This window comes from Pannonibacter sp. Q-1 (assembly GCF_054073275.1).
This window is the reverse complement of the sequence record NZ_JBSXNB010000004.1, coordinates 1-14,392: the sequence shown is the minus strand read 5'-3', so window position 1 is coordinate 14,392 and position 14,392 is coordinate 1. Positions and strand designations below refer to the sequence as shown.

The window sequence follows — 14,392 nt, the reverse complement described above, 5'->3', positions numbered from 1 at the left end:
ACGAGGGCGTTAGTCCTTGTCCAAAGCGGCGGTGATCCGCTGCGCGCAAGTCCATGGAGCCGCCCTGCATGTTCAGCCAGACGCCTGCCCGCCAGACGCCTGTCCACCTGTCCCGCAAGCCCCTCCAGGCCGTCTTGAGAGGCCGGGCAGTCAGGCTGAAAATCAGCACGGGCGCTCTGCTGCTCGGTCTGTTGCTGGGCGGGACTGCCCTGCCGCCATCTGCCTTTGCACAGAGGCAAGAAGACCTCACCATCCCGCAGGACATGACCCGCTACATCGGGCCTGTGGTGGCGGAGCGGGATGATCTGCGGCAGGCGCTGACCCATGATCTCGCCGAAAAGGAACCGTCACGGGCGGGCAAGCTTATCACTACGCTGGTCAACAGGACGGCAACCGCCGGCGGCTGGCCCGAAACCTATGCCGTCATTGCCGCACAGGCGGCTCCGCTGATGGAGCGGCTGGAGGGGGGTGAGCTTGACGCCTTCCTGTTCGATTTCTCTGTCGCTGCCGGCAATGCCGGAAAGCCCGCCGAGCAGGATGCCCTGCTGCGGCAGATGGTTGAAGGGGCGCAGGAGAACAAGGCGGAGGATGCCCGCCGGTACTTCCGCTCACTGGTGAACAAGGCCTATGCGCTTCTGTCCACGGACCGGGACGATGCGGCCTTCGACGCCCTCCTGGCCGCGCTGGACACGCTGGAGGCCTCCGGCGAGGACGGCCATTTCTTCAACACCGTGTCCGAGGGCGGCGATGCCTTCATGACGCACGCCTCTGCGGAGATGGCAGCCGAAATCTACGAGCGCGGCATGACCTCGCCGCTGTTCGCCAGCACCACGAGCCCCGGCCGGGCCTTCCTCATGTTCAACTATGCCGTCTTCCTGCGTGATACGGGGGCGTATGATGAGGCGCTGCGGCTGCACCTGCCCGCGATGAACGAGCTCTTCAGCATCTTCGGGCCGGAGAGCAAGGAGGGCTATGATGCCTATGACGGCCTTGCCCAGACCATGCATGCCGCCGGGCAGCTGGCGGGGGCGGAGGCGGCCTACAGCTATATGGTGCCGCAGATGTGGCGCCTGTTCGGGGGCGACGATCCGGACTACTGGCGTGTCAGGAACAATCATGCAGCTGTGCTGCGCTCGCTGAAACTGCCGTCCGATGCGCTGATCATCGACTTTGACGTCTATCTGAAGCGCCATGACACATACGGCAATGCGGCGCCCCTGACGCTGGCGTCGGCCCTGAACATGGCCCATGACCAGCTGGATCTGGAACGCTGGGAGGATGCGGAGCGGACACTGAAGTCGCTTGAGGCCATCGCAACCGATATGGACTACGCGCCGCGCTACATCCAGATGATCGCTGCCTGGCGCGATTATGTGGCTTACCGCAGCGGTGTGAAGGCGATTGAGGATGCGGCGCTGCGCGATACTGCCGGGCTTGAAGGGCGTACTGCCGGAACCGAGCAGCGGCTGGCCTATCTTGATCTCTATGCCTCGGAGGCGGAGCGGCGGGGGTATGACGATCTGGCACTGACCTACCGCGAGAGCGCCCGGGATGTGGCCTATGAGCGGTTCACCGAGGCTCATCCCTTGAGTTTCGACGCAGAGCTTGCGCGCCTGCGGCTGCTGAGCCGGTTGAAGCCGGAGGAGGCCGCAGAGGGCTTCCGGCAGCTGGATGCGGCGATGTCCGGCTGGACAAGGGCTAATGTGACCGCAGCAGGCAGTCTCAGCGCCGCCCGCTCGGCGCGCATTCTGGCCGATGACATGCTGGCGGCCTTCGCGGATTTTGCGCGGGACAACGCGGATGCGGCCCGCCACTTCGCCGCCGCGCTGGACAGCTGGAAGACCCTGACGCGCCAGACCGAGCTTGACCTGCGCCGGGAAGCCGAGACAACGGAGGACCAGGCCTACCGGGAGCTGATCCTCACCTATTTCCGCAAGTCCGGCCGCTTCCGCGAGCTGGTGACGGGCACGCTCTATACGGATGAGCTCGATCCTCAGCGGAGCGAAATGGAGGAGGCCCGCAAGGCACTCAACGAGGCCCGTACGGCGCGTGGCCTGCCTGAGGTGACGCCCTGGTTCCGTGGGCCGGTGACGCTTCCCGAAGCGGTTGCCGAACCGGAGGCGGGGGATGTGATCGTGGATCTTGCGGTCACCCGCAGATGGCCGGTGGAGCGCCGGGGTTATCCGGATGCTTATGAAATCCGTGCCGTAATCTCACGCCCCGGCCAGCCGCCGCAGGTGGACCAGATCGGCACCATCCGCATGAAGGACGGCGAAGCGCCGGCAGGTTTCGTGATGAAGGCGATCGAGACGCGCCTTGCCAAGGTTCTGGCTTCGGCCGCCGAGGGCGCGGGCTCACTGTACATCATCCCGGACGACTCGCTCTATCAGTGGGCGCTTGCCGAACTGAGGACCGGGGATGGCAAGCGTCTGGGCGAGCTGGTGGACGTGCATCTTATCACCAGCCGTCAGGCCTATGCCTACCGGGACAGCCACAGCAGGCCGGAACCGGGCGCGGGGATTCTGCTGGCTGGCGGGCTGGACTATGGGCCGGATGCCAGTGTGCTGCCCTTGCCCGGAACGGCCAGCGAGGTTCAGGCGATTGCGGAGCTTGCCGGTGCGGCCGGCTTCAAGCCCAGCCTTCTCACCGGCAAGACGGCGACTGAGAGCGGAGTGCGGGCCGGGGTGGAAAGCTCTTCCATCATCCATCTCGCCACCCATGGCTTCTACCGGGAAGACGATGGCGGCGCCGCGCGGCTGACCAATACGGGTTTCGTACTGGCGGATCTCCAGGACAGCGGCGAGGGCGATGATCCGTCCGACAATGTTGTCCATGCCCGCGAGGTGCTGGACTGGAACCTGAGCGGTGCCGGGCTGGTCATCATCGCCGCCTGTGAAACCGCACTGGGAGACCCCGGGGTCACGGCCACGGTGCGCGGCCTGCCGATGGCGCTCTCCATCGCCGGTGCCCGCCGCTCGCTGCTGACCATTGATAACGTGCCGGACCGGGCGACCTCCCGTTTCATGATCCGCTTTCATGAACACCTGCTGCGCGATGGCATGAGTTATTCCAAGGCCTTCATCGCCACCAAGCGCGATGCCTGGGCCGGGCGGATCGAGGGTGTCGACCCGGAGCTGACCTATGCCTTCGTGCTGTTCGAGCACTGAGGCCGGGTCAGATGTGCCGCCAAGAGGCGGTCAGGCGGGCGCGGGCATACCGGGAATTACACATTGGCAGGGCTGAGGCTTACCTTTATATTTTCAAAATAATGAAAATATGGGAATCCCAATGCCCGCATCGACTTGCCCCGTTCCTTCCGCGCCGCGGCGCGGCCTTTGTGATCCTCAACGCCTGATCTGCATGGCCGCTGTCATTGCCGCCTTGCTGCTGCCCGCGGGGGCTGGTGCGGCTGATCTGGCGGTCCAGCCGCTGGAGGTGACCGACTGGAAGGCGGTCTATGCGACCGTCGAACCGGCCGTCCGGGTGCCGGTGCGGGCCCGCACGCAAGGCACGGTGACGGAACTGGCCGTGAAAGAGGGCGATGCCCTGCAGGCGGGGCAGAGGATTGGCCGCATCGTCGATGAGAAGCTGGCGCTGCGGCGGCAGGCGCTCAGCGCCCAGATTGCGGCAGCGCAGTCCGAAGCGGCCAATCTGGAGACGGAGGCGGGCCGGGCGCGGCAGCTGCTGGCGCGCGGCACCATCTCGCAGGCCCGTGTCGATCAGCTTGAAACCCAGCTGGAGGTGGCGCGCAACAGCCTGAGAGCCGCCGAGGCCGAGCGCGATGTGCTGGACCAGCAGGAGCGGGAAGGCGAAATCCTGGCGGCCGCCAGCGGCCGTGTCCTGTCCGTGCCCGTTGCACTTGGGGCGCTGGTGATGCCGGGCGAAACCATTGCCGAGATCGCGCGGGAAGGCTTCATCCTGCGGCTGGAGCTGCCCGAACGCCATGCGGGTCTGATGAAGGCCGGGGACACCCTGCACCTGCCGCAAGAGGCGGGCGCTGCCCGGCGCAGCGGCGAGATCACGCTGGTCTATCCGGAGCTGCGCGGCGGGCGGGTGATTGCCGATGCCTCTGCGCCGGACATGGGCGACTTTTTCGTCGGTGAACGGATTCCGGTCGAGATCGCCACGGGCACCCGAAGCGTTCTGGCCGTGCCGGAGGCGGCGCTGACCACCCGTTACGGGCTTGATTATGTGCAGCTGCGCCGCAAGGACGGCAGCGCTGCGGCCATCACCGTGCAGCGCGGGCAGGCGTTCGAAACGCAGGATGGCCCGCAGGTGGAAGTCCTGAGCGGTCTTGCCGCCGGTGACGTGGTGGTTCTGCCATGAGCCAGACACCCAACGGCATGCCGCCTCAGGCAGGCCTCGGCCTGTCGGGCCACCTGACCGCCGCTTTCATCGCCTCGCCGCTGACGCCGCTGCTGCTCTTTGCCTCGCTGATTGTCGGGCTTATCTCGCTGGCAACGCTGCCGCGCGAGGAAGAGCCGCAGATTTCCGTGCCCATGGTGGACATTCTGGTCAGCGCCGATGGCCTCAAGGCGCCGGATGCGGTCAAGCTCGTCACCGAGCCGCTGGAGACCATCGTCAAGGCCATCAATGGCGTGGAGCATGTCTATAGCCAGACGCAGGATGACCGGGTCATGGTGACGGCCCGGTTTCTGGTCGGCACGCCCTCCGACAGCGCCATCCTGCGGGTGCATGAGAAAATCCGCGCCAACATGGACCGCATTCCTTCCGGCATTCCCGAGCCGCTCGTCGTCGGGCGCGGGGTGGATGATGTGGCCATCGTGGTGGCAACGCTTGCCCCGGATGCGGCCTCGGCAGAAAACTGGAGCCCGTCAGCGCTCTACGGCCTGGCGCAGGAAGTGCGCACGTCGCTGGCGCGGCTGGATGACGTGGGGCTGACCTATCTGGTGGGCACGGGCCCGGACGAGATCCGGGTGGAGCCGGACCCGGAACGGCTGTCGCGGCTGAATGTGACGCTGGACCAACTTCTGGGCAAGATCACCAGCGCCAACCGTTCGTTCCTCGCCGGCACCGTGCGGCAGGATGGTGAGGCGCTGCAGGCTGTGGCGGGGCAGACGCTCGGCACCATTCCGGCCATCGGCAATCTCTTGATCACCAGCCGCGATGGCCGCCCGGTCTATGTCAAGGACGTGGCCACCATCACGGTCGGCGCAGGAACGGAAGACCGTCAGGTCTGGCATTACGGCCGTGACGCGTCCTCCGGCAGCCTGATGTCGGTGCCGGCCGTCTCCATTGCCGTGGCCAAGCGGGCAGGGGCCAATGCGGTGCTGATCGCCGAAGAGGTCCGCGAGCATCTGGAGAGCCTTGAAGGCTCGCTGATTCCGGAGGGTGTTTCCGTCCACATCACCCGCGATTATGGCGAAACGGCCAATGAAAAGGCCAATGAACTGCTGTTCCATCTGGCGCTCGCCACGGTATCCATCGTCATTCTGGTGGTGGTCGCCATCGGCTGGCAGGCGGGGCTGGTGGTGGCCATCGTCATTCCCGTAACGATCCTGCTGACGCTCTTTGCCGCCCAGATGATGGGCTACACCATCAACCGTGTGAGCTTGTTTGCGCTGATCTTTGCCATCGGCATTCTGGTGGATGATGCCATCGTGGTGATCGAGAATATCGCCCGCCACTGGGCCATGAATGATGGCCGCAGCCGGGCCGCTGCGGCGATTGCCGCCGTAGCGGAGGTCGGCAATCCGACGATCATCGCCACGCTGACGGTGGTGGCCGCTCTGCTGCCGATGATGTTCGTCTCCGGCATGATGGGCCCCTACATGAGCCCGATCCCGGCCGTGGCCTCGGCGGCGATGCTGTTCTCCTTCTTTGTCGCCGTGGTGCTGACGCCCTGGGCCATGCTGAAGATCGCCGGGCGCAAGGCGGGCGAAGGCCACCACGAGGCGGCAGACGGGGGCAAGCTGGGGCGGATCTTCCGCGCCGCTGCACGGCCAGTGCTGAAGACGCGGGGCCGGGCGCTTGCCTTCCTGCTGCTGGTCGGCGTGGCCACGCTTGCCAGCATGGTGCTGATCTACACCCGGCATGTGACGGTGAAGCTGCTGCCTTTCGACAACAAGTCGGAGGTGCAGGTGGTGCTGGACATGCCGGAGGGCACGGCGCTGGAAATGACCGCCCGCCAGCTGGGCGAGGCTGTGCGCCTGCTGGAAGGCGTGCCGGAGATCCTGTCCGTCCAGGCCCATGCGGGGACGGCTGCGCCTTTCAACTTCAACGGCCTTGTGCGGCATTACTTCCTGCGCAGCGGGCCGGAACTGGGCGACCTGCAGGTCAACCTCCTGCCGAAGGGCGAGAGGTCCCGCGAGAGCCACGCCATTGCGCTTGAAATCCGTCAGCGGCTGGCGGGGCTTGATCTGCCGCGCGGCTCTTCGGTGAAGGTGGTGGAAGTGCCGCCCGGACCGCCGGTGATGGCGACGCTGCAGGCGGAAATCTATGGGCCTGACCCCGACACACGCCGGGCCGTGGCCCAAAGGGTCGCGGACGTCTTCAAGGCCGTGCCCTATATCGTGGACATTGATCTCAGCCAGGGGCTTCCTACCGAGCGCATCCGCATCGAGATCGACAGCGAGAATCTGGAGTTCCATGGCGTCTCGGAGGCTGACGTCTACCAGACCATCAGCACGCTTCTCGGTGTCACGCCTGCGGGCTATTCGCACCGGGGCGAGGGGCGGGCGCCGCTCGCCATTGTTCTGGCGCTGCCGAAGGCGGACCGGAGCCTCGGACAGAGGCTTCTCTCGACGCCCGTGGCCGCCAATGCCATGCCGGGCAGCCGGGGTGTCGTCGAACTGGGGGACGTGGTGCGCCTCACCCGCGAACCGGCGTCCCACCTCATCTACCGTCACAATGGCGGCCCGGCCGAACTGGTGACGGCGGAGCTCGCCGGGGAGTTCGAGGCGCCCATCTACGGCATGCTGGCGGTGGCGGACGGCATTGATGCGGCAGACTGGGCTGATCTGCCGAAGCCGCAGATCAGCTATCACGGCCAGCCCGTCAGCGATGACGAAACCGTTCTGTTGTGGGACGGGGAGTGGGAGGTGACCTTCATCACCTTCCGCGACATGGGCGCGGCCTTTGCCGTGGCGCTGCTCGGCATCTATGTGCTGGTGGTGGGGCAGTTCCGCTCCTTCACCGTGCCGCTGGTGATCCTGACGCCGGTGCCGCTGACACTCATCGGCATTCTGCTCGGGCACTGGATCTTCGGCGCGCCTTTCTCCGCCACCTCGATGATCGGTTTCATCGCGCTGGCGGGCATCATCGTGCGCAACTCGATCCTGCTGGTGGATTTCATCCGCCATGCCCGCAGGCCGGAACGCTCCCTGCGCGATGTGCTGCTGGAGGCTGGCTCCATCCGCTTCAAGCCGATCCTGCTGACGGCTGTGGCGGCGATGATCGGCGCGGCGGTGATCCTCACCGATCCGATCTTCCAGGGGCTGGCGATTTCGCTGCTCTTCGGCCTTGCATCCTCGACGCTGCTCACCGTGCTGGTGATTCCGGCGATCTATGTGGTGCTGCGGGAGGATGGCCGGGCGTGAGGCAACGGCCTGAGATGTTCTTGTCTCAGGCCGTCCTTTTCCTCACTGCGCCATGGCGCCATTGGCAAAGGCGATGACGCCGTCGGCGATGAACTGGATGGAAAGGGCTGCGAGAAGCACGCCCAGAAGCCGGGTGACGACCATCTGCACCGTGTCGCCCATCAGCCGCTCGATCTTGTCGGCCAGCAGGAACGCGCCCATGCAGCAGGCAAGAATGCTGAGGATGACGCCGCCCACACCGGCGTAGGTCGCCGTATCCGGCGCTTGGCTCGACAGCAGGATGACGGCGGAAATGGCCGCAGGACCGGCAATCAGCGGGATGGAGAGCGGGAACACGGCGAGGGCATGAAGATCCTGCCGGCTGTGCTCCACGGCCTTCTCGGCCGTCTCCGACTTGCGCTTGTTGCGATGGTCGAACACCATTTCAAAGGCGATGGCAAACAGCAGCAGGCCGCCCGCAACGCGGAAGGCCGGGACGGAAATGCCCAGAAGGTTCAGCACCGTCTGGCCGCTGAAGAAGAAGACGAAGAGAATGGCCCCTGCCGTCAGCGTCGCCCGCACCGCCACGCGGCGCCGGTCTGCCGCAGATACGCCCGCGGTCAGCGCCAGGAACATGGGAGCGAGCCCCACCGGATCGATGGTGACGAAGAGCGTCGCAAATGCGTTCAGGATGAACTCGATCAAGACCATTCCCCCCAAGGATTCCGGTGACCATGTGCTTCTTTATAGCAGCGCATCGGGCCATTTTGCCCGCATGCTGCCGCATTCTTTTCCGGGGGCTGTGAATTGTCGCTGTAAGTCATTGAAGGGCATGGCGAATATCTGACAGGTCCGAGGCAGGGCGATTTGGAGAGCAGGGCGGAATCGGCTATAAACGGCGCAGCTTAAAGAGAGAAGGCGAGCAACTCCTTGGCCGATCAGGATTCAAGTACGCCGGGCGCATCCCTGCCGTCCGACATTCGCCCCGTCTCCATCACGGATGAGATGAAGCGCAGCTATCTCGATTACGCCATGAGCGTGATTGTCAGCCGCGCGCTTCCCGACGTGAGGGACGGGCTCAAGCCTGTTCACCGGCGCATCCTCTATTCGATGCACGAGAACGGCTACGAATGGAACAAGCCCTACCGCAAGTCGGCCCGCGTGGTCGGTGACGTGATGGGTAAATATCACCCGCATGGTGACATCGCGATCTATGACGCCCTCGTGCGTATGGCGCAGAACTTCTCGCTGCGCCTGCCGCTCATCGACGGGCAGGGCAACTTCGGTTCGGTGGACGGCGACCCGGCTGCGGCCATGCGCTACACCGAGTGCCGTCTGCAGAAGGTTGCCCACACGCTTCTGGATGACATCGACAAGGATACGGTCAATTTCCAGGAGAACTACGACAGCTCCGAGACCGAGCCTGTCGTCCTCCCGGCGAAGTTCCCGAATCTGCTCGTCAATGGCGCGGGCGGCATCGCCGTCGGCATGGCCACCAACATTCCGCCGCACAACCTCGGCGAAGTGATCGATGGCGCCATTGCCGTGATGGAAAATCCGGCAATCAGCCTCGGCGAGCTGATGGAGATCATCCCCGGCCCGGACTTCCCGACCGGCGGCACGATCCTAGGCCGCTCCGGCATCCGCTCGGCCTATGAGACGGGCCGCGGCTCGCTGGTCATGCGCGGCAAGGTCGAGGTGGAGCAGCTGCGCGCCGGGCGCGAGGCGCTGATCGTCACCGAGATCCCCTATCAGGTCAACAAGTCCACGATGATCGAGAAGATCGCCGAACTGGTGCGCGAAAAGCGCATCGAGGGCATCTCCGACATCCGCGACGAAAGCGACCGCCTCGGCATGCGCGTGGTGATCGAGCTGAAGAAGGATGCCGTCGCCGACGTGATCCTGAACCAGCTCTACCGCTTCTCCTCGCTGCAGCAGAGCTTCGGCTGCAACATGGTGGCGCTGAACGGCGGCCGCCCCGAGTTGATGACGCTGATGGACATGCTGAAGGCCTTCGTCGTCTTCCGCGAGGAAGTCATCGGCCGGCGCACCCGCTTCCTGCTGGCCAAGGCGCGTGACCGCGCCCATGTGCTGGTGGGCCTTGCCATCGCCGTTGCCAACATCGACGAGGTGATCCACCTCATCCGCACCGCGCCGGACCCGGCCACCGCCCGCGCCCTGCTGATGGGCCGCGACTGGCCGGCCAAGGATATGGAGCCGCTGGTCCGCCTCATCGACGACCCGCGCCACACCGTCAATGCCGATGGCAGCTACCGGCTTTCCGAGGAACAGGCCCGCGCCATCCTCGACCTGCGCCTGCAGCGCCTGACTGCCCTTGGCCGCGATGAAATCGGCGATGAGCTGAATAAGCTCGGCGACGAGATTTCCGACTATCTGGAAATCCTGCGCTCCCGCGCCCGGGTGCAGCAGATCATCCGTGATGAACTGCTGGCCATCCGCAACGACTTCGCCACCCCCCGCAAGACGGAGCTGGTGGAAGGCGGCGCGGATCTGGAGGACGAAGACCTCATCCAGCGCGAGGACATGGTGGTCACCGTCAGCCATGGCGGCTACATCAAGCGCGTGCCGCTGGCGACCTACCGCGCCCAGCGCCGTGGCGGCAAGGGCCGCTCGGGCATGGCGACCAAGGACGAGGATTTCGTCACCCGCCTGTTCGTGGCCAACACCCACACGCCGGTGCTGTTCTTCTCCTCGCGCGGCATCGTCTACAAGATGAAGGTCTGGCGCCTGCCGCTGGGCGGGCCGACCTCGCGCGGCAAGGCACTGATCAACATGCTGCCGCTGGAACCCGGCGAGCAGATCTCCTCGATCATGCCGCTGCCGGAGAACGAGGACACCTGGGGCGATCTGGACGTGATGTTCGCCACGACGCGCGGCACCGTGCGCCGGAACAAGCTGTCCGACTTCACCCAGATCAACCGCTCCGGCAAGATCGCCATGAAGCTGGAAGAGGGCGACGGCATTGTCGGCGTCTTCACCTGCACCGAGCATGACGATGTGATGCTGACGACGGCGGCCGGCCAGTGCATCCGCTTCCCCGTGTCCGATGTGCGCGTCTTTGCGGGCCGCAACTCGGTCGGCGTGCGCGGCATCAATCTGGCGGACGATGACCGTCTGATCTCCATGACGATCCTGCGCCACTTCAACGCCACCTCGGAAGAGCGTGCCGCCTATCTGAAGCTCCGCCGCCTGATGCGCGGCGAGGCCGATGATGCGGGCAGCGAAGCCGTGGCCGAGGACGGCGAGGAAGCCGCAGCCGGTGAGCTGCCGCAGGAGCGCTATGCCGAAATGAGCGCGGCAGAGCAGGTGATCCTCACCGTCTCCGAAAACGGCTACGGCAAGCGCACCTCGTCCTTCGAGTACCGGGTGACCGGACGCGGCGGCAAGGGCATCACGGCCATGGCGGTGAACAAGCGCAACGGCCCGCTGATTGCCTCCTTCCCCGTGGAGGACCGCGACCAGATCATGCTGGTGACCGACGGCGGCCAGCTGATCCGCTGCCCGGTTGACGGCATCCGCGTCGCCGGCCGCGCCACCCAGGGCGTCATCGTCTTCAACACGGCCGAGGATGAAAAAGTCGTCGCCGTGGAACGCGTCAGCGAGGAAGACGACAGCGAAGAAGCCGTGGACGGCATTGCCGGTGAAGGCGCTGCTGGTGATGGCGCTGGCCCGGAAGCTGGCGAAGACACGGGTGGTGAGGACACTGCCCCGGAGGCTGGCGGCGAAGAGTAAGCCGCACGGTTTTCTGACGCAGAAACGAACAAGGGCCGTCCCGTGTGGGCGGCCCTTTTGCTTTCTCAAGTTGGCACGCGAAAGCAGGTGTTCATTGAAGGTTACATTCGGTGTTCCAGATAGACATCAAATGGAGGCAAGAGCTTCCTTTTTATTTTGGTTTAATTTTCTCTAGGTCCTCTTCATTGAAAATGCTATTTAAAGTTGCAAATTCGGTGAAAGTGCTTGGGCCGTATCATGACAAACGATGCCAACTCGGCGATTCTTAATAGTTTTCGTAAACTTCCAGACTTTTCAGCGTTTGAAGCGCTCGCTCGTGCCCTCTGGCGCAATGAAGCTGCTGTGATGGTCGGAGCCGGTTTCAGCCGGGTTTGCACCCGTGAACCCGATAGTCCAGTTCCGCCGCTATGGAGCACCTTTATAACAGAGATGGAAGCCGAATTGGGATACGCTCAGGGCACCGGGCCTGATGCCCTGCGTCTTGCTCAGGAATACCATACACTTCATGGCGAAACCGGGATGGATCAATTTATCCGTCGTCTGGTAGCTGACAATCAGTGGGAGCCAGGACTGCTGCACAAGCGGCTATTGGAATTTCCGTGGCGCGACGTTCTTACGACGAACTGGGATACGTTGCTAGAGCGCACGAGACCGGATACGCCTGATCGTATCTATAGTTGTGTGCAGACGGTGCAAGACATTGCCCATCTTACCCGACCTCGTATTGTCAAACTTCACGGATCTGTGCGATCCCATAATTGCTTCATATTCACAGAGGATGACTATCGAACCTATCCAGTTAAATTTGCGCCATTTGTTAACTTGGCTCAACAGGTCATGCTTGAACATGACCTTTGCCTTATCGGCTTCTCCGGATCTGACCCGAATTTCCTTGCCTGGAGCGGATGGGTTCGAGACACTCTAGATGTTGCAGCGCGTCGTATTCGGCTCGTTGGAGTTTTGAAACTATCGCCTGTTTCAAGAGCTCTCCTCGAACGGCGCAACGTAACACCTATAGATTTGGCGCCATTGGTCGAAGACCTACATCCTGATGAGCAGCACGAGAGGGCGCTTGACCTTTTGTTTAATGCAATTTGGTCTCTAAAGCCGTTGTCACCGTACAAATGGCGTAGAGACGAAAGCAAATTTTCCCGATCTCCTTCAGCAAAAGAAGACAGGCCGACACGGGCGGAAGTCGCAAATATATGGGCTAAGGATAGAAAAACCTATCCGGGATGGATAGTGGGACCTCATCAAGAGACGCGCCACCTTGGCCCCCGGTTTCCAATAGTAAAAAGTTGCACTGAGCCTAGCGAGGCTCATCTGCGCTTTGCTCTGGAGCGGATTTGGCGCCACCGAACTGCGGGGATTTGGCTTAACCCGCAAGACATGGAAGAGGCTGACCTTCACTTTGAAGCTGCCAGGCAAAATCTAAAGAAGCAAGAGAAAGTAGAACTTTGCGCTGCGGTTGCCGCTGAATGTCGGCGTTATCAAAAATGGGATGAGTGGACGTGTTGGATGCTGAGATTGGAAGCAATCGGAAGCATTGATTCTACTTTGCATCACGCGTACGAGAAAGGGCTGCGTGCCCTTTTGGATTGGGATGACGATGCGGTTCTTAAAGCCGCGACCGCACTCAAGAGTGACGAACCGATCTGGATGATGCGACGCGCTGGACTGTTGGCAACACTGTTTTGCCACCGTGAGGCGGCTGAGTTGTATCAGGCAGCGCTGCTCCGCATCCGTCATAAGCTATTGTCGGCTCCGCAGTCCGCTTGGTTGATCTCCTTGGAAGCATGGGCTTCTATGTTCCATCGAGTCTCTCACTCTGCCTTGAGCGACGATGGCTTTTCGTTTCCGGAGGATGAGAGTGACGAAACCAGCATGCGCTTCGTTGCTGCGAAAGCCGATCCTTGGGATATCATTTCACGAATGGAGAGGCTTGCATCGGAGAGAATTGAAAGAAATCGCAATGATACCGAGCAATGGAAATTATCTTTCAAATCCGGCCGATATAGCCCGGGCGGCACCACTCGACTTGGTGGGGATGACGAATGTCCCTTCTATGGCTTGCTCGAACTACTAGAACGGACAGGAGCGCCCCAATACATAGCTAGGTTTGGTGTCTTCTCCTCTCGTCTCGTGACAGCTTACCGAGCGATTGCGAATCCTGACGAAGAGGATTTTCTTACCTTTTTCGCGATGTATCGAGGATCAGAAAAAAAGATACTCGATTGGATTATTCCCCGTATGCAAGTCGCTCGGCTGAGTGATGCGGCCATCCAGCATTTTCTTTCGGTGATCCCACAGCGCATTGACAGAATAAGCAAGCTGCAGGATCGTTTTAGGGCGGAAGATCACTTAGCCTTTCTCTTAGAGTTTCTCGCACGGATCGTTGTTCGTGCATCGTCGCTACGGGCATTCGAAATCTTTGAATGGGCGGTCTCCCTACTCAATCAACCCAATTTGTTATGGATAAGCTATTCGGCCTGTGGTGCTGTTGCGGAAGGCGCCGTGGAAGCGATGGATGCACAAGAACGCCGAAAAGCTATGCAGCTAGCCTTGCATATGAAAACGCCAGGTGAGGCGGAGGCGAGTGGCAACAAACGAACATGGCCCGAGCTATTCGGTGATTTTTTCAATGCAGACGTACAGATTTTTGACATCGCCGGGCATGACGCTGCGCGAATAGATACGCTGATCACCTTAGTCCAGGATGGTGAGAAACTTGATCGCGGCAGGGCGCTACAGCGGCTTCATATGCTCTATCGAGCAGGGAAGCTAACGGTTCAGCAGGAGCAGTCTCTGGATACTGCGATTTGGATGCGGTGTGGCGAAAACGGGTGGCCATCTGATACTGATCTGTATCCTTGGGTATATTTGGAGCTACCCGGTAGGGAGCGAGCGAAGGGCCTGTTTGTTGGAAGTATTATTGAGAATTTTACAGACGGAAAAATCAATCATGAAACTTTGATAAATGCAAGCGCGGGCTTGGAAGATGATAATGTCATTCTTTCTAAGGAAAAAATTTTGGGGCTGACATAGATAGCGTTTTCAGTTTTACTTGAACCACCAGTTTTGCAGGACGCTGACGAGATTGG

The 14,392-nt window shown here is 62.2% G+C and carries 6 protein-coding genes; 5 read left to right on the top strand and 1 reads right to left on the bottom strand.

The window, feature by feature from the left end:
- Positions 1–68 precede the first annotated feature (68 nt).
- From ACVNHC_RS11640 to ACVNHC_RS11630, 3 genes are all read left to right on the top strand, one after another.
- Positions 69–3,167 carry a CHAT domain-containing protein gene (locus ACVNHC_RS11640; protein WP_457167382.1) on the top strand — a complete coding sequence of 1,033 codons (3,099 nt, stop codon included), beginning with the start codon at positions 69–71 and terminating at the stop codon, positions 3,165–3,167.
- A gap of 193 nt (positions 3,168–3,360) precedes the next feature.
- On the top strand, positions 3,361–4,326 hold the full coding sequence (locus ACVNHC_RS11635) for an efflux RND transporter periplasmic adaptor subunit (RefSeq protein ID WP_457167381.1): 966 nt from the start codon (positions 3,361–3,363) through the stop codon (positions 4,324–4,326).
- Positions 4,323–7,559 (top strand): efflux RND transporter permease subunit, encoded by a 3,237-nt coding sequence (locus ACVNHC_RS11630; protein WP_457167380.1) that lies wholly within the window; start codon positions 4,323–4,325, stop codon positions 7,557–7,559. Before ACVNHC_RS11635 ends, ACVNHC_RS11630 begins: the two co-directional genes overlap by 4 nt.
- Positions 7,560–7,601: 42 nt before the next feature.
- Here ACVNHC_RS11630 and ACVNHC_RS11625 read toward each other — a convergent pair whose 3' ends face one another.
- On the bottom strand, positions 7,602–8,249 hold the full coding sequence (locus tag ACVNHC_RS11625; RefSeq protein ID WP_123194330.1) for a MarC family protein: 648 nt from the start codon (positions 8,247–8,249) through the stop codon (positions 7,602–7,604).
- A 219-nt stretch (positions 8,250–8,468) separates the two neighbouring features.
- Between ACVNHC_RS11625 and gyrA the strand changes: the two genes are divergently transcribed.
- Together gyrA and ACVNHC_RS11615 are read left to right on the top strand one after the other, a co-directional pair.
- On the top strand, positions 8,469–11,291 hold the full coding sequence (gyrA, locus tag ACVNHC_RS11620; RefSeq protein ID WP_457167379.1) for a DNA gyrase subunit A: 2,823 nt from the start codon (positions 8,469–8,471) through the stop codon (positions 11,289–11,291).
- Positions 11,292–11,528: 237 nt separating this feature from the next.
- Positions 11,529–14,336: an SIR2 family NAD-dependent protein deacylase gene (locus tag ACVNHC_RS11615; RefSeq protein ID WP_457167378.1), complete on the top strand. Its 2,808-nt coding sequence runs from the start codon at positions 11,529–11,531 to the stop codon at positions 14,334–14,336.
- Positions 14,337–14,392: the final 56 nt, after the last annotated feature.